At 35.6% G+C, this 19397-nt stretch carries 23 protein-coding genes and 1 riboswitch; of the genes, 14 read left to right on the top strand and 9 right to left on the bottom strand.

Annotated features, from left to right (window positions below):
- The first annotated feature begins 7 nt into the window (after nucleotides 1-7).
- Nucleotides 8-652, top strand: a complete 645-nt coding sequence (locus tag ACGH4F_RS08445) for a 3-keto-L-gulonate-6-phosphate decarboxylase UlaD (RefSeq protein ID WP_267361259.1) — start codon at nucleotides 8-10, stop codon at nucleotides 650-652.
- 67 nt (nucleotides 653-719) lie between these two features.
- Nucleotides 720-1616 (top strand): L-ribulose-5-phosphate 3-epimerase, encoded by an 897-nt coding sequence (locus ACGH4F_RS08450; RefSeq protein WP_411590848.1) that lies wholly within the window; start codon nucleotides 720-722, stop codon nucleotides 1614-1616.
- A 66-nt stretch (nucleotides 1617-1682) separates the two neighbouring features.
- On the opposite strand, the gene ACGH4F_RS08455 is transcribed toward ACGH4F_RS08450, so the two are convergent.
- A complete protein-coding gene (locus ACGH4F_RS08455; RefSeq protein WP_220216805.1) occupies nucleotides 1683-2018 on the bottom strand; it encodes a zinc ribbon domain-containing protein YjdM in 336 nt (111 codons plus the stop codon).
- A gap of 170 nt (nucleotides 2019-2188) precedes the next feature.
- Between ACGH4F_RS08455 and lptM the strand changes: the two genes are divergently transcribed.
- The 7 genes from lptM (at nucleotide 2189) to uvrD (ending at nucleotide 9511) form a co-directional block, all read left to right on the top strand.
- The gene (gene lptM / locus ACGH4F_RS08460; protein WP_411590850.1) at nucleotides 2189-2356 is read left to right on the top strand and encodes an LPS translocon maturation chaperone LptM; all 168 of its coding nucleotides are present in this window, start codon (nucleotides 2189-2191) and stop codon (nucleotides 2354-2356) included.
- Nucleotides 2357-2371: 15 nt separating this feature from the next.
- Nucleotides 2372-3625 (top strand): diaminopimelate decarboxylase, encoded by a 1254-nt coding sequence (gene lysA, locus ACGH4F_RS08465; protein ID WP_411590852.1) that lies wholly within the window; start codon nucleotides 2372-2374, stop codon nucleotides 3623-3625.
- Between the two features lie 142 nt (nucleotides 3626-3767).
- Nucleotides 3768-4592, top strand: a complete 825-nt coding sequence (gene dapF / locus ACGH4F_RS08470) for a diaminopimelate epimerase (protein ID WP_267351401.1) — start codon at nucleotides 3768-3770, stop codon at nucleotides 4590-4592.
- A gap of 118 nt (nucleotides 4593-4710) precedes the next feature.
- Nucleotides 4711-5445 carry a DUF484 domain-containing protein gene (locus ACGH4F_RS08475; protein WP_267361265.1) on the top strand — a complete coding sequence of 245 codons (735 nt, stop codon included), beginning with the start codon at nucleotides 4711-4713 and terminating at the stop codon, nucleotides 5443-5445.
- 9 nt (nucleotides 5446-5454) lie between these two features.
- A complete protein-coding gene (gene xerC, locus ACGH4F_RS08480; RefSeq protein WP_065559259.1) occupies nucleotides 5455-6378 on the top strand; it encodes a tyrosine recombinase XerC in 924 nt (307 codons plus the stop codon).
- Nucleotides 6378-7091 (top strand): 5-amino-6-(5-phospho-D-ribitylamino)uracil phosphatase YigB, encoded by a 714-nt coding sequence (yigB, locus tag ACGH4F_RS08485; protein WP_267361267.1) that lies wholly within the window; start codon nucleotides 6378-6380, stop codon nucleotides 7089-7091. The genes xerC and yigB overlap by 1 nt, the downstream gene beginning before the upstream one ends.
- 191 nt (nucleotides 7092-7282) lie before the next feature.
- On the top strand, nucleotides 7283-9511 hold the full coding sequence (uvrD, locus tag ACGH4F_RS08490) for a DNA helicase II (RefSeq protein ID WP_411590855.1): 2229 nt from the start codon (nucleotides 7283-7285) through the stop codon (nucleotides 9509-9511).
- An 89-nt stretch (nucleotides 9512-9600) separates the two neighbouring features.
- On the opposite strand, the gene cyaY is transcribed toward uvrD, so the two are convergent.
- The 6 genes from cyaY to ACGH4F_RS08520 form a co-directional block, all read right to left on the bottom strand.
- Nucleotides 9601-9909 (bottom strand): iron donor protein CyaY, encoded by a 309-nt coding sequence (cyaY, locus tag ACGH4F_RS08495; protein ID WP_411590856.1) that lies wholly within the window; start codon nucleotides 9907-9909, stop codon nucleotides 9601-9603.
- 98 nt (nucleotides 9910-10007) lie between these two features.
- A complete protein-coding gene (locus tag ACGH4F_RS08500; RefSeq protein WP_267351411.1) occupies nucleotides 10008-10523 on the bottom strand; it encodes a surface-adhesin E family protein in 516 nt (171 codons plus the stop codon).
- A 19-nt stretch (nucleotides 10524-10542) separates the two neighbouring features.
- The gene (locus tag ACGH4F_RS08505; protein ID WP_411590858.1) at nucleotides 10543-11313 is read right to left on the bottom strand and encodes a hypothetical protein; all 771 of its coding nucleotides are present in this window, start codon (nucleotides 11311-11313) and stop codon (nucleotides 10543-10545) included.
- 71 nt (nucleotides 11314-11384) lie between these two features.
- Nucleotides 11385-12020 (bottom strand): thiamine diphosphokinase, encoded by a 636-nt coding sequence (locus tag ACGH4F_RS08510; RefSeq protein ID WP_411590860.1) that lies wholly within the window; start codon nucleotides 12018-12020, stop codon nucleotides 11385-11387.
- A gap of 25 nt (nucleotides 12021-12045) precedes the next feature.
- Nucleotides 12046-12510, bottom strand: a complete 465-nt coding sequence (gene rimI, locus ACGH4F_RS08515; RefSeq protein ID WP_267351416.1) for a ribosomal protein S18-alanine N-acetyltransferase — start codon at nucleotides 12508-12510, stop codon at nucleotides 12046-12048.
- A complete protein-coding gene (locus ACGH4F_RS08520; RefSeq protein WP_267378257.1) occupies nucleotides 12479-12886 on the bottom strand; it encodes a DNA polymerase III subunit psi in 408 nt (135 codons plus the stop codon). Before ACGH4F_RS08520 ends, rimI begins: the two co-directional genes overlap by 32 nt.
- An 87-nt stretch (nucleotides 12887-12973) precedes the next feature.
- On the opposite strand from ACGH4F_RS08520, the gene rsmC reads away from it, so the two are divergent.
- Complete coding sequence (gene rsmC, locus ACGH4F_RS08525) at nucleotides 12974-14014, top strand: 16S rRNA (guanine(1207)-N(2))-methyltransferase RsmC (protein WP_411590863.1); 1041 nt, start codon at nucleotides 12974-12976, stop codon at nucleotides 14012-14014.
- A gap of 89 nt (nucleotides 14015-14103) precedes the next feature.
- Here the strand turns inward: rsmC and hemN are convergent, their stop codons facing one another.
- Together hemN and yihI are read right to left on the bottom strand one after the other, a co-directional pair.
- Nucleotides 14104-15507: an oxygen-independent coproporphyrinogen III oxidase gene (gene hemN / locus ACGH4F_RS08530; RefSeq protein WP_411590865.1), complete on the bottom strand. Its 1404-nt coding sequence runs from the start codon at nucleotides 15505-15507 to the stop codon at nucleotides 14104-14106.
- A 280-nt stretch (nucleotides 15508-15787) separates the two neighbouring features.
- On the bottom strand, nucleotides 15788-16276 hold the full coding sequence (gene yihI, locus ACGH4F_RS08535) for a Der GTPase-activating protein YihI (protein WP_267378267.1): 489 nt from the start codon (nucleotides 16274-16276) through the stop codon (nucleotides 15788-15790).
- Between the two features lie 167 nt (nucleotides 16277-16443).
- Here yihI and coaA point away from each other — a divergent pair, with 167 nt between their 5' ends.
- From coaA to queC, 4 genes are all read left to right on the top strand, one after another.
- A complete protein-coding gene (gene coaA, locus ACGH4F_RS08540; RefSeq protein ID WP_411590867.1) occupies nucleotides 16444-17382 on the top strand; it encodes a type I pantothenate kinase in 939 nt (312 codons plus the stop codon).
- A 17-nt stretch (nucleotides 17383-17399) separates the two neighbouring features.
- Complete coding sequence (locus tag ACGH4F_RS08545; RefSeq protein WP_411590868.1) at nucleotides 17400-17837, top strand: DUF1090 domain-containing protein; 438 nt, start codon at nucleotides 17400-17402, stop codon at nucleotides 17835-17837.
- Between the two features lie 241 nt (nucleotides 17838-18078).
- Nucleotides 18079-18123: riboswitch (PreQ1 riboswitch) on the top strand.
- Between the two features lie 2 nt (nucleotides 18124-18125).
- The gene (queF, locus tag ACGH4F_RS08550) at nucleotides 18126-18599 is read left to right on the top strand and encodes a preQ(1) synthase (protein WP_267378274.1); all 474 of its coding nucleotides are present in this window, start codon (nucleotides 18126-18128) and stop codon (nucleotides 18597-18599) included.
- Between the two features lie 27 nt (nucleotides 18600-18626).
- Entirely contained in the window at nucleotides 18627-19286 is a 660-nt protein-coding gene (gene queC, locus ACGH4F_RS08555; protein WP_267351430.1) for a 7-cyano-7-deazaguanine synthase QueC, read from the top strand.
- Nucleotides 19287-19397: the final 111 nt, after the last annotated feature.

Below are 19397 nucleotides of genomic sequence, written 5' to 3' on the forward strand. Positions count from 1 at the left end.
AATAAAAATGACAGCACCTAAATTACAAATCGCCTTAGATCAAACTGAATTAAAACCGGCATTAGATGTTGCTAAAAATGTGTCAGGATTTGTCGACATTATTGAAGTCGGCACTATTCTTGCGTTTGGGGCAGGCATGGAAAGTGTAAAAACATTACGACAACTTTATCCCGATCATATTTTAGTCTGTGATTTAAAAACCACCGATGGCGGAGCAATATTAGCAAAAATGGCTTTTTCTGCTGGCGCTAATTGGTTAACTGTATCGGCAGCTGCGCACATAGCCACGGTTGAAGCATGTAAGAAAGTCGCCGATGAGTTTAAAGGCGAAATCCAAATCGAATTGTATGGGCATTGGACATTAGAAGATGCGAAAGCTTGGCGTAAATTGGGTATTAAACAGGCAATTTATCACCGTTCTCGAGATGCGGAATTAGCTGGCGTAGGTTGGGGGGAGGAGGATTTGGTTAAAATGCGTCAGCTTTCAGATTTAGGACTAGAGCTTTCAATCACAGGGGGAATTGTACCGGAAGATATCCACTTGTTTGCTGGCATTAAAACCAAAGCCTTCATTGCTGGTCGAGCTCTTGCCAATGAAAATGGTAAAAAAACGGCTCAAGCATTAAGAGAGCAAATAGCAAAATATTGGTAAGTGATAGATTGCAGTCGTTACGGCGACTGCATTTTTAAAATAATAAAGATATGAGCAGGTTTTAACTATGTCAACATTTGCAATCGATCCCACACTACAGACCAATCATATTGGTATTTATGAAAAAGCATTGCCTAATGAACTTTCATGGCAACAAAAATTGCAGGAAGCAAAATCATTAGGATTTAATTTTATTGAGATATCAATAGATGAATCTGATGAGCGTCGAGCAAGGCTCGATTGGTCTGATGACGAAATCTATGCATTAAAACGATTATGTGAGCAAAATCAAATACCACTACATTCAATGTGTTTAAGTGCACATCGTAAATATCCGTTTGGCTCAGCAGATGAAACAGTCCGCAACCAAGCAAAAGACATCATGAATAAAGCGCTTCGTTTGGCTTATAAGCTTGGAATACGAGTGATTCAGTTAGCAGGGTATGATGTCTATTATGAACCAGCCAATAACAAGACTCACCAACGTTTTATTGAAGGTATGCAATGGTCAGCTAAACAAGCGGAAAAAGTTGGGATAATGTTGGCAGTTGAAATTATGGATACTAATTACCTAAATTCACTCAGTAAATTTGAAATTTTAAAACGGGAAGTGAATTCCCCTTACTTCATGGCTTATCCTGATGTTGGAAATATTACGGGTTGGAACTACGATACATGTACTGAGCTATTGTTAAGTCGTGATCATATCGTCCAAATTCATCTGAAAGACACCTTAAAAGTGAAAAAGAATTATTCAGGACAATTTAGAGATCTTGTCATTGGTGAAGGTGAGGTTGATTTTCTGGCCATATTTAAAACACTTAAAATGATGAACTATTCCGCACCGTTAGTCATTGAGATGTGGGCAAAAGATGATAAATGGAAAGAAAATATTATCACAGCTCAAAACAGATTAAAGGCAATCGGCGAACAGGCAGGATTTCCTATATTTAATTCAATATAAAATCAAACATGATTTGATTGTGAATCAACGCTTCATCTTATGAAAAAAGATGAAGCATTCAATGCATTAAGCTTTTTTGACAAAACAGGCTTTAAGCATAATTTTCATGCCATCGATTTTACAATCAATTTCATGATCACCGTCGACTAAACGAATCCCTTTCGCTTTTGCCCCTTTTTTTAGCACAGTCGATGAACCTTTTAATTTAAGGTCTTTAATCAATAATACATCATCACCATCCGCTAATAAATTACCGTTGCTGTCTTTCACTTCACGTTGAGATGATTCAGTCGTTGCTTGATTAGGATCCCACTCATGAGCACACATTGAGCAGACAATTAAATTACCGTCGGGATAAGTATATTCTGATCCACAGGTAGGGCAGTGATTTGTTGATTCCATCTTGTTTCCTGTCGTATTAAAAAGTTTAATTATAGCATAATTATTATCAAATTCCCTGACTTTAGATTTTGCCTTGTTCTTTGGCAAACCTATTATTAGCGCTTTGCACGATTAGGGCTATCGTGTAATATAGTCGTTATCATAAAAATCTAGAATATTGTGAATATTATATGAAATCATTAATAAAATTACTTTCGATGTTTTTGCTCATTCTATCTATTGTGGGGTGCGGTCTAAAAGGGCCTTTATATCATCCTACAGAAGCATCCAATAATCAAACAGACCAATCAACTATGAATAGTTTGAATCAAGAACAAATAATAAATAAAGTTGCTTAAATTAGGAAAGAAACAATGAATTTTTTGCATTATCAAAATGGTCATTTATTGGCTGATCAGATTGCTATTGATGATTTAGCCAAACAATATGGTACCCCTTTATATGTTTATTTTGCTGACTATATCACTCAGCAGTTTTTAGCTTACAAGCATGCACTTACTCATCGTAAACACTTAATTTGTTATGCGGTTAAAGCGAATAGTAACTTAGCGGTATTACAGTTGTTAGTTAAGTTAGGCTCAGGGTTTGATATTGTTTCACAAGGTGAGCTAGAACGAGTACTCAAAGCGGGCGCAGACCCCAAAAAAGTTGTCTTTTCGGGAGTGGCGAAATCCATTACCGAAATTGAACGAGCTTTACAAGTAGGTATAAAATGCTTCAATGTAGAATCAGAAGCAGAATTGTATCGAATCAATGATGTTGCAAAACGTCTTGGTAAAGTCGCTGCTATATCTTTAAGAATTAATCCCGATGTTGATGCAAAAACGCATCCTTATATTTCAACGGGTTTACGAGAAAACAAATTTGGTATTAGTTATCAATTAGCGATTGAGGTGTACCGTCAAGCAAAAGCATTATCCAATATTAACATTGTTGGCATTGATTGCCATATCGGCTCGCAACTTACCGAATTATCGCCGTTTTTAGATGCCGCTGAACGTATACTTTTATTAGTTGATAAATTAAAATCAGAAAATATTCAGATACAACATATTGATCTAGGTGGCGGGTTAGGCGTTTGTTATGATGATGAGCAACCACCAACGGCATCGCTACTGGTGACTGAATTATTGAAAAAATTAGCGCATTATCCTGATCTCGAAGTAATATTTGAACCGGGGCGTTCAATAGTGGCTAATGCAGGTTTACTCATTACGAAAGTGGAATACACTAAACATCAAGATGATAACCATTTTGCAATAGTTGATGCGGGGATGAATGATTTAATTCGTCCAGCGCTTTATAAAGCTTGGATGCGTATATTACCCGAAAAAGAGCAACAAGCAGAAGATAAAACCTTTATATACAACGTTGTTGGGCCGATTTGTGAATCAAGTGATGTACTTGCTTATCAACGTGAGCTATCTGTCAAACAAGATGATTTAGTCGTGATATGTAGCGCAGGTGCTTATGGGTTTAGCATGGCTTCAAATTACAACAGCCATCCACGCCCGGCAGAAGTGATGCTGATTGATCAACAACAGCATAAGTTAATTCGTCAACGCGAAACGTTTGACGACTTATGGCGTGGAGAACACGTCTTCTAGCTATCCATTGATGTATAAGTTATAACTGGTTAAACAAGAATGATGAATCTTAATAAGTTGTTTATGACGTTCTTTAGTTCAAACGAATCAATAAACAATTATTCAAGATATAGTAATCTTTGATGATAAAAGGTAGATGATGATGAACTTTTCAAAAATGCATGGACTGGGAAATGACTTTATGGTTATTGATGCGGTAACGCAAAATGTTCATCTGTCTCCGGATTTAATTAAGCGTCTGGCTAATAGATATACCGGTATAGGGTTTGATCAGCTACTGATTGTTGAACCCCCTTATTCACCTGATAGCGATTTTCACTATCGTATTTTTAATTCGGACGGGACAGAAGTTCAGCAATGTGGTAATGGTGCACGTTGTTTTGCGCGTTTTGTTCGTTTGAAAGGTTTGACCAAAAAGCGCGTGTTAAAAGTCAGTACCATGAAAGGGAACATTGTCTTAACCGTTAACGATGATGAAACCGTTCGAGTGAACATGGGGGTACCTGTTTTTGAGCCAAATAAAGTACCTTTTAAAGCGATTAAAGAAGAAAAGACCTATATTATCAGAGCACAAGAACAAACCATTTTATGTGGAGTTGCCTCAATGGGCAATCCACACTGTGTAATACAAGTCGATAATATCTTAACTGCTCAAGTGAGCACGCTAGGGCCATTATTAGAGCAACATGAACGTTTTCCTGAACGGGCTAATATTGGATTTATGCATATTATTGATCGTAATAACATCAATTTGCGCGTATTCGAACGTGGAGTGGGTGAAACCCAAGCCTGTGGGACTGGTGCGTGTGCAGCGGTCGCGGTAGGAATTAATCAAGGCTTGTTAAATTCGACTGTGAATGTCAATTTACCCGGTGGCAAGTTGCTGATTGAGTGGAAAGGCGAAAATCAACCACTTTTTATGACGGGGCCGGCAACACATGTTTATGACGGTTTTATCTCTTTTTAAAATAGTGCTTATTTGGCAATTAATTTGTAGCGTGGGTCAATAAAAATCCCAGTTCGCATATTTGAATATTAAATGAGTCTATCTTTAAAATGTTAACAAATGAATAAAGAATTTAACTATGGTTGTAAAAAACACGCGGAATTTAAAAACTAAAAACAGTCAAACTCAAACTAAACCACTCAAATTAAATGATGAAGTGGTCAGTCAGTATATTATCAATAACCCTGATTTTTTTATTCGCAATGCCAACCAGATTGAAAGTTTGCAAATTCCTCATCCCGTGCGTGGCGTCATCTCATTACCCGAATGGCACATGGCAAGGCAACGAAATAAAATAAAGCAACTTGAGTCTGAAATAACGTTATTAATGGAACATGCCACAGCGAATGAGCAGTTGTTTAGCCAATTGATGGATCTTCAACTGAAATTGATTCAAACCTCAGACCTCAATGAATTAATTCAGTCACTTAATTCATGGGCAAAATCATTGGGACTGAACGGCGCTTATCTCTACCTTTTTGACGATAAATGGCTACTTAGTGCGCCATCAAATTATCACTATTTGGCGCTGAATTCTTCACAATTTGATTTTATTCGTGTTCGTCATTTGCAGTATAGCCATCAGTATTTAGGTACATTAAATTCGACGGAATTAGATTTTTTATTACCGGAACATAACTATGTTGGATCAGTTGCTTTATCGCTATTAGGAAAATTTGGTGATTTGGGCATCTTGATTTTTACCAGTGCAAATCCACATCATTATCAAGCAGGTCAAGGGACACTCTTGTTGGAAAAAATAAGTGAGTTATTACCGATCTTGATTGAAAAGTGGATTATGCGAACAAAATAAGGACTAATGATGATTCAGTCTAATCAAGAACAACTATCATTATTAACCCAACCCGTTGAGCAATTTTTAAACTACTTAAAATCCGAAAGACAACTCAGTTTAAACACGCAAATTAATTATCGTCGACAACTCTATGCCATTATTGAATTAGCAAAAACAGTCGAAATTGCTAACTGGCAAGATCTCGATTCATCCGCGGTGCGCTTATTAATTGGTAGAAGTAAACAAGCAGGGTTACAAGCAAGAAGCTTGTCATTAAGGTTATCGGCATTGCGGAGCTTTTGTGATTGGATGGTCAAGAATCAATTGATCAGCGCAAATCCTGCTCGTGGCGTTTTAAATCCTAAGATCGGTCAACATCTGCCTAAAAATATTGATATTGACGAGATAAATCAATTACTGGACATTGAATATAACGATCCTTTATCTGTACGTGATCGGGCAATGCTTGAAGTTATGTATGGATCCGGATTACGTTTGTCAGAATTAGTGAATCTAAATTGCCGTGAATTAAACCTAAAAGAGGGGGAAATTCGGGTAATGGGGAAAGGAAATAAGGAACGGAAATTACCATTAGGTAGAGAATCGATTAAATGGATCCAACACTGGTTATCCATGCGTAACTTATTAGAACCTCAAGATGATGCCTTATTTATATCAAAATTAGGTCGTCGAATCTCCCCACGAAATGTTGAAAAAAGATTTGCTGAGTGGGGGATCAAACAGGGATTAAGTTCACATGTTCATCCGCATAAATTGCGTCACTCTTTTGCAACGCATATGTTAGAATCCAGTCGAGATCTGCGTGCAGTACAAGAGTTACTCGGGCATGCTGATTTGTCTACAACTCAAGTTTATACCCACCTTGATTTTTCACACTTATCTGATGTTTATGATTCGACGCATCCAAGAGCAAAAAGAGGAAGAAAGTAATGCGTTTTTACCGATCAATTAACCGCATTCAAGCAATGACATTTGATCTTGATGATACGTTATATGACAACAGCATGATTGTTGAAAAAGCTGAAGATGAAATCATCAAGTCTTTAAGACAACATGAACAGCTAAAAAATATCACCTTGTCAGATCTTCATAATGAAAAACAACAGGTATTAGCCCTAAATCCCGAAATCTATCACGATGTGGTTATTTGGCGAATCGAAACGATTAAATCTCTACTCCTTAAAATGGGTGTATCCACATTTAACATTGATGATATCGTTCAGCAATCTATGGCGTGCTTTAACTTTTGGCGTCATAAAATGCAAATCACTGAATCGACGCATCAATTATTGGCAACACTTGCCAGTAAAATACCCTTAGCGGTGATCACAAATGGCAATGTGGATATTCATAAAATAGGATTAGGAGATTACTTTCAATTTTCGCTTCGAGGTGGGGCGGATGGTCGTTCTAAACCTTTTCCTGAGATATTCGATTTGGCAGTTAACAAGTTAGCCGTACCAGCAAAGCACGTTTTACATATCGGTGATAATCTATTAACAGATGTTAACGGCGCAGTAAATAATGGTTTATTAGCTTGTTGGATTAATATTTATGGTCAAGATATTTATCATCTTGCTGATGCCAAATGTTTACCACATATTGAAATCAATCATTTATCAGAACTGGATAATCTGCTATAATTTATTTTAAATATGTATAAATAGACAGTAAGCTACACGATCATCATCAATTGCTTTAAAAAAACGCCTATCTTTACATCCTTTTTGATGACAACCTAAACACGACAGATTAACTGAAAAGAATTGATTGATACTAGGTTTAAATTCAAAACCTATCAAGAATTGCTATGATGACAACAGGTTTTAACATAATGGAAAACAGACAATCATTATTAGACGACCTTAATACCGAGCAGAAAGATGCGGTGACCACTGATAATCAATACACTATTGTTCTTGCAGGGGCTGGCAGTGGTAAAACACGGGTATTAGTTCACCGTATTGCATGGCTCTGTATGGAAAAACATTATTCGCCTCATTCCATATTTGCCGTCACTTTCACCAATAAAGCTGCGGCTGAAATGCAAGAGCGTATACAGCATCTGATTGGTGAAGGTTATTTTAATGGTATGTGGGTTGGAACATTTCATGGGTTAACGCATCGTTTATTACGCATGTTCTCTCAGCAAGCTAAACTCCCATCCAATTTTCAATTGATCGATACGGAAGATCAGATCCGTCTGATCAAACGGATTTTTCGTGAATTAAAAATTGACGAAAAACAGTGGTCGGCAAAAGAGTGTGCAAGTTTTATCTCTAATCAAAAAGAGAAGGGCTTACGCGCTAAAGATCTGATACCTGAAGATCCTAAACAGATAATGTGGCAGACTATCTACAATGACTATCAAGCGATTTGTGACAGAGTAGGCTATGTTGATTTTTCGGAGCTTATTTTACGTGCTTATGAATTATTGTGCAGTGATAAAGATGTATTAAGTTACTGCCAACATCGTTTTTCAAATATTTTAATTGATGAATTCCAAGATACGAATCATATACAATATTCTTTAGTAAAAAAATTAGCGGGCACAACAGCTAATGTCATGATTGTTGGCGATGATGACCAATCAATCTATAGTTGGCGTGGTGCAAATGCCGATAACTTACAACTCTTTATTCATGATTTTCCCGAAACTGAAATTATTCGATTAGAGCAAAATTATCGTTCAACCAGTACGATTTTAGATGCCGCTAATCAACTTATTGCTAAAAATCAGAATCGATTAGGTAAGAATTTGTGGACAGAACGCAATGAAGGCGAAAAGATTTCTCTTTATGTTGGTTTCAATGATATTGATGAAGCCAGATTTGTTATTGGGCAGATAAAAAAATATCATGATGCTGGTGAAAAATATTCCAGTTGTGCCATTTTATATCGCAATAATGTGCAGTCCCGACTGTTTGAAGACACGTTATTACAAGCTGGGTTACCTTACCAGATCTATGGTTCGATCCGGTTTTATGAGCGGCAAGAAGTCAAATTAGCACTTGCGTATTTACGGCTTTTGCATGATCACGATAACGATATGGCATTTGAAGCAACGGTGAATACGCCAACGCGGGGTATTGGTAATGTGACCCTTGATAAAATCAGATTAACAGCCAAACAAAATAATATTTCATTATGGAATGCGTGTTTAATGTTAATTCAAATGAATGGATTAACCGAACGGCAGCGATCTGGAGTAAGTCGTTTTCTTGAACTTATGGGATCAATTTATGATGAAGTTGCGCAAATGCCGTTTTATCAACAACTCGATATCCTGATAAAATCGTCTGGAATTCAACAAATGTATGAGCAAGAGCCAGGCATTAAAGGACAATCTCGACTTGAAAATCTTGAAGAGTTAGTGTCGGCGGCTGAACAGTTTTATCGTAATAATGAAAATACCGTGATTGAAGATAGTGAAACCGGTCAGACCTTAACCGTGCTTGAATCATTTTTAGCTTATACTTCGTTAGAAAGCCGAGACGTGCTAAAAGAACAAGATTCAGTCCAATTGATGACATTACATGCCGCAAAAGGACTTGAATTTGATAATGTTTTCATTGTCGGTCTTGAAGAAGGACTGTTTCCGGCGCAACGTTCAGCACTAGAAATCGACAGAATGGAAGAAGAAAGACGCCTTGCTTATGTTGGTATAACACGAGCACGCAAGCATTTAACCTTATCGCTATGCGAGTTAAGACGCCTTTATGGTCGTGAAGAGCGTAATTTACCTTCTCGCTTTTTAGCTGAATTGCCAGTCGACAGGTTAAACGAAATTAGCTATCGGGGATTCTTTGCGCCTCCTGAAGGCAAATTAGATAATCTAAGTCAAGAAAAGCAATTTCAGCAAAATCGTAGACAATCTTATCTGGATAAAAGTCGTGAAAGTGATGGTTATACATTAGGCAGAAAAGTTAAACATCATCGGTTTGGTGAAGGCACAATAATCAATCTTGATGGTGAAGGGGATCATCGACGCGTTCAAATCGCATTTGTTAACGAAGGAATCAAATGGTTAGTGATTAAATTAGCCAATTTAACCCTACTTTGATTATACCTGCAAAAAAATGAATATTGTTTGAAGCTGAAAAGGGATCTTAATAAAGTATTGTAAGATCCCTTTTTTAACTGCTTATTTAATTAGCTTGCTTGTTCTTTTACTGCTTCAGAAAAAATCGTTTCAAAGATTTGATCACTTCGGTTACAAATCCACTGCTGATCATGATAATCAAAATGATAACCCTGTTTTGAGGTTGCTAACCAAACTTGATAAAGCGGTTCTTGAGTATTGACAATGATTTTGCTGCCATTTGGAAAGCTGATTGTAATCACATTACCATTAGTTTCATAATCAATATCGACATCATGTTCTTGAGCGTAGTTATCTAAAAAAAGTTCAATACTATTAAATAATTGTTCTGTTAGAATGTGAAATTGCGTAATATTCATTTCATTGTCATCAATTCGTTAAAAATAATGCCAGAATATTAGCATAAACGTCTATTTTTCGCTACCGTACGCCTAAATGCAATGCACAAAGTTTGTGACTAATTCACAAGGGGTAACGAGCAGGCAATAACCAGTAACACCCGCATATCAGTTCCTGGATTGGTTGCAACCCAACGGTTTACTAACTGATTTTCAGAAATCAATTTACCGTCACCAAAATAGTTTGCATAAATTTGTATCTTGCCTTCGGCAATTTCCATTTTATCGCAATTCGCAAATTCTTGGATAACCATTGAATGATAAGGTACTTTATTCCCATTAATCTGTTCATAGTTAAGAGAAGGTATATAATTAGTCACTTTATTAAATTGACGAATGTTTTTATTATACGGATGCAATCTGACCGAATTTTTATCTATAAAAGTGTAACCGACCGAATCTCTTTCATAACTTTTATTGATTGAAATAAATTGCTCTCCAATACTGGCATCTTTTAATTTTTGATACTCTTTATTAAAGTCAACTTTATTCACCTCCGTTTTATTTTTTGTTACTCCCTGAAGGCTTAGTACAGAAAAAGAAAAAAGAAATAACAGTATTCCTAATTTTTTCATTAAATTTCATCTCCATTTTTTAATTATTTTTTAAGCTTTGGTTAGGCTTAACTTGAGGTTGAAATTGTCTTTTTTGTTCTATTTCTTTCTGTTTATTATCTAGTTTTAACTTCTGTTTACGTTCAAGTTCCATTTTTTTAAAAATTGGTTTTATATCTGGTCTTGTAACATAAAGAATCTGTTTGTCTACATCACCTTGAATCGAGCACGACACCAAGCTTTGTTTGTCAGAAATCGGTTCTAAATAAAGTGATTTTTCAATAGTGCCAATTTTAGGAAGCACACCGTCTATAGAATAAGGATTATCCTGCCAATTAGGAGAATGAGATTGGGTATCAAAAATTTTAGTATTTGCAGTATAAATTTGTGCATTGAATTTAGACCAATGGAGAGTATCTAATGCGTTTTTTACATCGTCAATGGCATTATCAACAATAAATCCCCAGTAATAAAATTGGCCTGATGCGGTGGTAGAAAGGTAGACATTTTGATAACCCGAAATGGTTAACCCACGATATTGAAACGGTTTTTTAAACATCACTTTGTTTTTATCATGACTTTCGATAGATTCGACAGGAATATAGGTCACATTATCAGCAGTGGCTAAGTCAACATATTGATTAAAATCATCTTTGTATAAAGCGAGTTGCTTAAAGAATTGATTATCACATGCTAAAAAAGCTTTCATTACTTTGTCAGTTTTATTGATATCTTGTTGATTTTGAGCAGAAAAAGCCATGCAAGATATCAATAATGTACTCACAAGCACAGAAAGTTTTTTTAAAAGCATGGTGATGTCCTTTTGGTAATCTTTTTATTAAAAAAGTATAATGATATTGTAAATTATTGTAAATCACGCCGTCAATGTTTACTACTAAAATCTTCAATGAAAATGATTAAATTACCTTGTTGAAAAGTAATTTTAACTAAATCTGATATGGCTTTATTGCGTACGCTAATAAATTTCCCAAAAGTGAGCGTTTGATTGACTAAAGGATACTGCACGCCTGTAATGGTCAAGTCCGTCACTTCACAAAATGGTATAAAAGAGACTATATGATTGTTGATATTAACGATTTCTTGATACTTTTTGGCAAAAAAGAAGTGGCCGTAATTATCATAAAAAGTAATTTGATATTGTGAATGATACTGCAACGCTACCGATAAATTACCTAAAAAATGGTCGCTAGCATGTCCAGTTGCCCCATAAATATCAAAGTGTTGAATCCCTTTATCTGCCAAAAAAATGATAGCTTTCTCAAAGTCAGTTTTATTTTGATCGGGAGTTTGTATTATTTGGATTTTGTCTGGCACAGCCATAGTGTGATGGTAACTGTCTAAATCGCCAATAATAAAATCCGGTATGATAGCGGTTGAGGCTAAGTAATTATGATAAGCGCCGTCAGTACAAGCAACATAATGATAGCCGGTTAAATCACTTGGAAAGTGATGTGGCGGTTCACCATTGACAAAAAGTAGAGCCCGATTAGCTATCATTGATTATTCCTTCTGTAATTTATCGTTATGATAAGGTTAATGTGTAAGCCATAATAATTGCATCTTCGTGTTTGCCATTGGTTGTTGGATAATAGTTTTTCCTAACGGTAATTTGGTTAAAACCAAGAGAATGATAAAGTTCGATTGCGGGTGTATTTGATCTTCTTACTTCTAACCACAATGTGGAAATCGCAATCGGGTGATCGATGCTAGTCAGGTGATCAATTAAATGATTCAGTAACGCCTTAGCAAGCCCTTGTTGTCGGTATTTTGGATGAATAGCGATATTGAACAAATTAGCTTCGTCAGCAACCATTTGACAAATACAAAAACCAACTATACGGTTATCGATAGTCAATTTAAGATTGTAATAATGATCGCCTTGATTTGAATAGAACGTCTGCTTTGACCAAGGAATCAAGTGGCATTGTTGTTCTAACTCAAAAGCATCGGGTAAATCATTGTCGGTCAGGGTGGAAATAGTTTTCATATTCGCATAATTGTTGCCAAAGTTGGCGTTTTTGTTGTGGAGCTTTAGCTAAAGAAATTAAATCCGTTGTTTGAATCGTTAATGCACGTTTCCAAGATTCATCAGGATTTATGTCAATAAACCATATAACCTTATCAATATCATCTGAGGGGATGATTAATTGTGAAGGCGTTAAAAAAAGTACCTGCTCTTGATTAAGGCGAATCGCATTTAAAATATCAAAATAAATTTTTTGCGTGGGTTTTTGCTCAGCGACAACAATTAAACGAATTTCATCGTCAATATGGTTTACCACTTCACCTTTAAAAACATTTGCTTTACGCAACACATATTGCGTAATATTGCATTGTTGTAAGTACCAATCACGTTGTGACATTATCGACATTCGGTTTTTATTAGAGATTAAAGATGGTTAATTGTATAATCATCGCATCAATTTATAAAGGTTTTTCATTGAGGCATTATGGCAACATCCGCTTTTACTCCTGCAAGTCAAGTACTTGAACGTCATCAAACATTTTTTAGCGATAAAAAAGTTATTATTGCTGGTGATATTCAAGATAGTTATCCTATTGTTATTGCGGCTAATCAAGTTAAAATTCATTGTTCACAATTTCATACCTATTTGCGTCTAAAAAATAGTCGTAAGGGCACTGAAATCGATTTTTCTCTTCTGCCTGATAAAGATTTTTATAACGGCATGAATACGTTAATCTATTATTGGCCAAAAACAAAAAGCGAAGCCCAATTTCAGCTCTCTTATCTATTAAATAATATGCCAAAAGATAGTGATATTTTTATTGTTGGTGAAAATCGAACGGGGGTGAAAAGTGTTGAGTCGCTTCTCGCTGATTTTGGTGTCATCCAAAAAATTGACAGCGCAAGGCGTTGTGGTTTGTATCATTTTCAAGCTGAAAGTCGTTTGGCATTTGATCTTAGTGAATGGTGGTTAAATTATCATTTATCCATTGAAGATCAAGATATTGAGATTAAGAGTTTACCGGGCGTGTTTAGTCAAAAAGGATTAGATGCCGGAAGTGAACTGCTATTAAATGCATTAGTTGATCATGCTGATATTATTAAAGGCAATGTGTTAGATGTAGGATGCGGAGCAGGGGTGTTATCAACCGTGTTGGGTAAATTGTATCCTGAAATCAATCTTACTTTGTCTGATGTTAGCGTTGCTGCCATTGAATCAAGTAAAGCAACGTTAATTGCCAATCATATTGATGCAACAGTTGTTGCCAGCGATGTATTTTCAAATATTAATGATAAATATCATTTTATTGTGTCTAACCCCCCTTTTCATGACGGTAAAGAAACCAGTTATACGGCAGTAAACACACTGATTAAAGAAGCGAAAAAACACTTGAAACTAAATGGTTACCTTTGTATTGTGGCAAACTCATTTTTACCTTATCAAGCTATTTTAGACGAAACCTTCAAAAGTGTTGAAGTCATTGCACAAACAACCAAATTTAGAGTTTATTTAGCTTGTCATTAACTGATAATTCCACACAAGAAAAAAAGTTACGGTTTTTACCGTAACTTTGCCTTTAATACATCATCGAAAGAGGGTGGTTTGACTAGTGACTAAATCACCCTTGAAAACTGCTGTTGCCGTGCTTGTTGTCTCATATAGCTATCAAAACACATGCAAATATTACGGATAAGCAAATGACCTTTAGGATTAACGATAATGGCATCGTCTGTTACTGTGACTAATCCATCTTTGACTAATGGGTCAAGCAAGGTTAAATCTTCGTTAAAGTAGTGATCGAATCGGATTTGATACTGCTGTTCAATCGCTTGTTTATCTAAATAGAAATGACAAATAAGCTGTTTTATCACATCACGACGAATTTTATCATCTTCATTTAAGGAAAACCCTTTCCATAAACCATTACCACTTAATTCAACTTGTTGTTGATAAAGTTTAAGATCTTTCTGATTTTGTGCATAACTATCACCCAGCATACTAATTGCTGATACGCCAAGCCCTAATAAATCTGCCTCCCCTTGGGTGGTATAACCTTGGAAATTTCGATGTAATTTATTTTGCTGCTGGGCAATTGCCAGTTCGTCAGTCGGTTTTGCAAAATGATCCATACCAATAAAGCGATACCCTGCTTGGGTTAACTTTTGAATACTGGTCTGTAAAATCTGTAATTTTGCATGAGCATTAGGTAAATCGTGGTCTTTAATTTTGCGTTGTGCTGCAAATCGGCTAGGTAAATGGGCATAATTAAAGACACTTAAACGATCGGGTGAAATATCAATCACTTTATCCAATGTTTCGGTAAAACTGTCAACCGTTTGTTTAGGTAATCCATAAATAAGATCTAAACTAATTGAATGAAAACGGTTTTTTCTTGCTTGAAGGATCAAGGATCGAATGAGTTGTTCATCTTGTTCACGATTAATTAAATACTGAATTTCATGATTAAAATCCTGAATCCCCATACTTAATCGATTAAAGCCCAAATTGGCTAGATGATCGATAGTTTGTGGGGTAATTTCCCTTGGATCGATTTCGATTGAAAGTTCAGCGTGGGTATCAAAATGGAAATGCTTTTTTAACGAGGTAATAAGTCGAGTAATCTCGTCATGCGTTAAAAAAGTCGGTGTACCGCCTCCCCAATGCATTTGAGTGACGGTGCGATCTTTAAATAACTGAGAACGTGAAGCTATTTCCCGTTCCAGTATATCTAAGTATTGGGTGACTTTTTGGGTTTGTCGGGTAACCAGTTTATTACACCCACAAAAATAACAAAGTTTATGACAAAATGGGATATGAACATAAAGCGATAAAGGTCTATCCGCAAAGCGGGTGGCGGACAAGATAAAGTCTTGTTGGCTAAAATTTTCATTAAACTCTAACGCAGTAGGATAAGAAGTATAGCGTGGGCCTGAATAATTGTATTTTTCAATTAAACTTTGATCCCACAATTGTGCTTCTGCTAAGCTATTATTTTCGTCTAATTTTGTCTTTGACATGACTTTTTCCATGACCTTTTAAAATCGTTTTCTGTTTTGCCTTAACACGAAATTTAATCCGATTCGTTTTTCGAAGATAGAGTAAAGTACAAATAAATAGTCCAATATATAAACTAAGCATGATTAACATAGGCATAATGATTGGCTCTCATTATTAAATATTTGATTGTACATTCAGTCGACGGAACAGATTGATATTGATATTTTAACAGCCAAACTATCACAAATTCATCGCATTATATATCACAATAAATTAATGTAAATTTGTTCAGATATGACGTCAATTACGTTTCAATAAACTTACAATATCTTCTTGTTTCTCTTCTTCATCTTCAAAATCATCAACACTATAACCGAGTTGCTGCATCAATTCATCGATACGATTTAATTTAGTATCGAGATATGTTTGTTGCTCTTTTGTTAATTGGCTTCCACTTTCGACTAAATCAAGTAATTGCTCTAATTTAGGATCGTTTTCCAGTTGTTCCAATTCTTGCTCGGGTGATAAAACTAATTTTTGCGTTTTCGGTTGTTTGATTTTATTGGTCGATTTCACTGATTCATCAGCAATTAACGAAATCGGTTTTTTACTACCAATACGCGGATCTTTAACGGTTTTAGCTGTTGGTTTATTTTTTTTGGTTTCATTATTGAAACGAGAACCACTTGGTAAGCCTTTATGTTTGCGTTTTCGCTTGAGTGCCCAAGATTCTTCATTAATCTCTTGACGGGTTTTTTTCGGTTTTTGTTTCGATTTGGTTTTTAACATATAATCTCTGTTTAATAATAGGACAAATATTTATTTAGGCTATTTTATCAGTAAGTCTTCAATATAGCTACGATCATGCATTAATGCTAATTTATGATTGTAAAAAGTAAGATTTATGTATAATCTTAACCCAATGAATTTAAATAGATGGAATTTGAGAACACGACATGATGAAAAATCATCTTAGTCCTTATATGCAGTTTAGCCGCCAAGAATGGGCTAGTTTGCGTAATGCTGAACCCATGACATTAACCCCTCAGGAACTCACCTCATTGCAAGGGATTAATGAAGATTTGTCCATAGATGAAGTCAGCGAAATTTACTTACCCTTATCCCGATTGCTCAACTATTATATTAATAATAGTTTTAGCCGTCAGGCTGTTCTTGCTAAATTTTTAGGTAAAACCCAAAAAATCCCTTACGTTATCGGTATAGCAGGGAGTGTAGCAGTAGGTAAAAGTACGACTGCACGCGTTTTACAAGCACTATTAAGTCGTTGGCCTGAACATCGAAAAGTTGCATTAGTCACAACGGATGGTTTTTTATATCCTAATAAATATCTTGAAGAGCGTGGCATAATGAACAAAAAAGGCTTTCCACAATCTTATGATATTAAAAGGTTGATCAATTTTGTTGCTGATGTAAAATCAGGTCAATCTCAAGTTAAAGCACCCGTCTATTCACATCTGGTTTATGATATTGTTGATAATGAAGAAATCGTTATAGATAGTCCTGATATTCTTATTTTAGAAGGATTAAACGTATTACAAGGAACCTTAAATTTTACACAAAATACCAACCGAGTCTTTGTTTCAGATTATGTTGATTTTTCGATCTATGTTGATGCAGATTTGTCGCTTCTACATGATTGGTATGTGAATCGTTTTTTAAAATTTCGAGCTGGCGCCTTTAGTGATCCTAACTCATATTTTAATCACTATTCACAGCTTCCAGAACAAGAAGCGATAAATATCGCTAATCGTCTTTGGCGAGAAATCAATGAATTAAATTTGATCGAAAACATTTTACCGACAAGAGAGCGAGCAAGTTTAATATTAACGAAAGGCAAAAACCATAAAGTCGATTGTGTTCAATTAAGAAAATAAACTTAAGAGGAATTATTATGAAATCAACAATTAAGTCGTCTGTAAGTAAATTAACACTGCTTTCTTTTTTAACAACCCTTACATTAGGTGTTTGTGCCGCAAACGTTGATGATCATGAAGGGCAAACCTGTGCCGGCAAAAAAGAGGCAATTGAAGCACAAATTACTGAAGCCCAAAAAACAGATAATGTTGAACGTGTTCAAGGATTAGAAAAAGCATTGTTAAATGTCAAAATGCATTGTAAAGATAATAATTTAGAGGCAGAATACAAAAATAATATTACTGATAAGACTGAAAAAATGGCAGAAAGACAAAAAGATTTAGCAGAGGCAAAACTCAAAGGTGATAACCAAAAAATTGCCGAAAAAACCGCAAAATTAAATGATGCTGAAAAAGAACTTGCGGAAGCTAAAGATAAATTGGACAACTTTTACAAAGCAGTGAAATCGAAGTAAATCTTAGTTTTTAGCTTTTATTAACATTATCCTCCAAATTTGTCATCATCAAAATAGTGATAACGTTGTGAGTTATCCCGTTGATGATGACAACTTTCTTATTCAACACGCATTGCTATTGTTTAACCAAAATGACCCAATTTTCAAGCAAATTAAGTTAACTTTGCGTTTAACGCCGTTATGCTAAGTGATTAAGCTATAGGCTAGACTTTTATCACAAAAAAAGGTAAGGTGTGCGCCTTATCACGTGGTTCGTAAACCTCCCACGCAAAAAAACTAAGGAAAATTATGAGTAACGTTACACTATTAGGCGATCAGTCTGTTCGCTATCCTACAACTTATTGTCCAGAAATTCTGGAAACCTTTGATAATAAACATCCTGATAATGACTATTTTGTAAAATTCAATTGTCCGGAATTTACCAGTCTTTGTCCTATCACCGGTCAACCTGATTTTGCAACGATCTACATTTCGTATGTACCGAATATCAAAATGGTCGAAAGTAAATCACTTAAGCTCTATATGTTTAGTTTCCGTAATCATGGTGATTATCATGAAGATTGCATTAATATCATCATGAAAGATCTGATTAAATTAATGGATCCCAAATATATCGAAGTCTGGGGTAAGTTTACGCCACGTGGTGGTATTTCTATTGATCCTTATGCTAATTACGGTAAACCCGGTACTCACTGGGAACAAATTGCGCTTAATCGTTTAGCTAATCACGATCTTTATCCTGAAAAAGTCGATAATCGCTAATCTCATCAGCCTAACAGGAATTTTTTCATGCAACATCGTAAAGCACTTGTGATATTTTCGGGTGGGCAAGATTCGACCACTTGCCTGCTGCAAGCCATTGCTGATTATGGACGTGAAAACGTTGAAACAATCAGCTTTCAATACGGTCAACGACATGCCATTGAGCTTGAAAAAGCCAAATGGATTGCTGACGACCTTGGTGTAAAGCAAACCCTTATTGATACTTCAGTGATCAAACAAACGACCAATAATGCCTTGATTGATGACTCACAAGAAATCAAAGCCGCTCAAGAAGGGAATTATCCGAATACCTTTGTTGACGGGCGTAATATGCTATTTTTATTGTTAGCGGGGTGTTATGCCAAACAACACGCTATTCAAGATATTATTATTGGCGTATGTGAAACTGATTTTAGTGGTTATCCGGATTGTCGAGATATCTTTATTAAATCCATGAATGTATCGATGAATTTAGCCTTGGATTACACGTTTAACATCATCACCCCTTTAATGTATCTCACTAAAGCGCAAACATGGGAAATGGCTGATAAACTCGGTTATCTTGATTATATCCGACAACACACTCACACTTGTTATTACGGGGTTGACGGCGGATGTGGTCAGTGCCCAAGTTGTGAGCTGCGTGAAAAAGGGTTAAATCAATATTTAACCGATGTCACAACATAGTCGTGTCTGACGATTAAATGAATGCAGGCAAATCATCAACGATTATTTTGTATAACAAGTTGAAAATATTAAATATTGATGTAATTAAATTCAGGTAATCCGACATTTTTA

Source organism: Gilliamella sp. CG35 (assembly GCF_046635745.1).
Classification (GTDB): Bacteria; Pseudomonadota; Gammaproteobacteria; order Enterobacterales; family Orbaceae; genus Gilliamella; species Gilliamella apicola_I.

Excerpts from the sequence above, each read along its gene's own strand:
- ACGH4F_RS08445 (WP_267361259.1), top strand. The coding sequence starts at position 8 with ATGACAGCACCTAAATTACAAATCGCCTTAGATCAAACTGAATTAAAA.
- ACGH4F_RS08450 (WP_411590848.1), top strand. The coding sequence starts at position 720 with ATGTCAACATTTGCAATCGATCCCACACTACAGACCAATCATATTGGT.
- ACGH4F_RS08455 (WP_220216805.1), bottom strand. The coding sequence starts at position 2,018 with ATGGAATCAACAAATCACTGCCCTACCTGTGGATCAGAATATACTTAT.
- lptM (WP_411590850.1), top strand. The coding sequence starts at position 2,189 with ATGAAATCATTAATAAAATTACTTTCGATGTTTTTGCTCATTCTATCT.
- lysA (WP_411590852.1), top strand. The coding sequence starts at position 2,372 with ATGAATTTTTTGCATTATCAAAATGGTCATTTATTGGCTGATCAGATT.
- dapF (WP_267351401.1), top strand. The coding sequence starts at position 3,768 with ATGAACTTTTCAAAAATGCATGGACTGGGAAATGACTTTATGGTTATT.
- ACGH4F_RS08475 (WP_267361265.1), top strand. The coding sequence starts at position 4,711 with ATGGTTGTAAAAAACACGCGGAATTTAAAAACTAAAAACAGTCAAACT.
- xerC (WP_065559259.1), top strand. The coding sequence starts at position 5,455 with ATGATTCAGTCTAATCAAGAACAACTATCATTATTAACCCAACCCGTT.
- yigB (WP_267361267.1), top strand. The coding sequence starts at position 6,378 with ATGCGTTTTTACCGATCAATTAACCGCATTCAAGCAATGACATTTGAT.
- uvrD (WP_411590855.1), top strand. The coding sequence starts at position 7,283 with ATGGAAAACAGACAATCATTATTAGACGACCTTAATACCGAGCAGAAA.
- cyaY (WP_411590856.1), bottom strand. The coding sequence starts at position 9,909 with ATGAATATTACGCAATTTCACATTCTAACAGAACAATTATTTAATAGT.
- ACGH4F_RS08500 (WP_267351411.1), bottom strand. The coding sequence starts at position 10,523 with ATGAAAAAATTAGGAATACTGTTATTTCTTTTTTCTTTTTCTGTACTA.
- ACGH4F_RS08505 (WP_411590858.1), bottom strand. The coding sequence starts at position 11,313 with ATGCTTTTAAAAAAACTTTCTGTGCTTGTGAGTACATTATTGATATCT.
- ACGH4F_RS08510 (WP_411590860.1), bottom strand. The coding sequence starts at position 12,020 with ATGATAGCTAATCGGGCTCTACTTTTTGTCAATGGTGAACCGCCACAT.
- rimI (WP_267351416.1), bottom strand. The coding sequence starts at position 12,510 with ATGAAAACTATTTCCACCCTGACCGACAATGATTTACCCGATGCTTTT.
- ACGH4F_RS08520 (WP_267378257.1), bottom strand. The coding sequence starts at position 12,886 with ATGTCACAACGTGATTGGTACTTACAACAATGCAATATTACGCAATAT.
- rsmC (WP_411590863.1), top strand. The coding sequence starts at position 12,974 with ATGGCAACATCCGCTTTTACTCCTGCAAGTCAAGTACTTGAACGTCAT.
- hemN (WP_411590865.1), bottom strand. The coding sequence starts at position 15,507 with ATGTCAAAGACAAAATTAGACGAAAATAATAGCTTAGCAGAAGCACAA.
- yihI (WP_267378267.1), bottom strand. The coding sequence starts at position 16,276 with ATGTTAAAAACCAAATCGAAACAAAAACCGAAAAAAACCCGTCAAGAG.
- coaA (WP_411590867.1), top strand. The coding sequence starts at position 16,444 with ATGATGAAAAATCATCTTAGTCCTTATATGCAGTTTAGCCGCCAAGAA.
- ACGH4F_RS08545 (WP_411590868.1), top strand. The coding sequence starts at position 17,400 with ATGAAATCAACAATTAAGTCGTCTGTAAGTAAATTAACACTGCTTTCT.
- queF (WP_267378274.1), top strand. The coding sequence starts at position 18,126 with ATGAGTAACGTTACACTATTAGGCGATCAGTCTGTTCGCTATCCTACA.
- queC (WP_267351430.1), top strand. The coding sequence starts at position 18,627 with ATGCAACATCGTAAAGCACTTGTGATATTTTCGGGTGGGCAAGATTCG.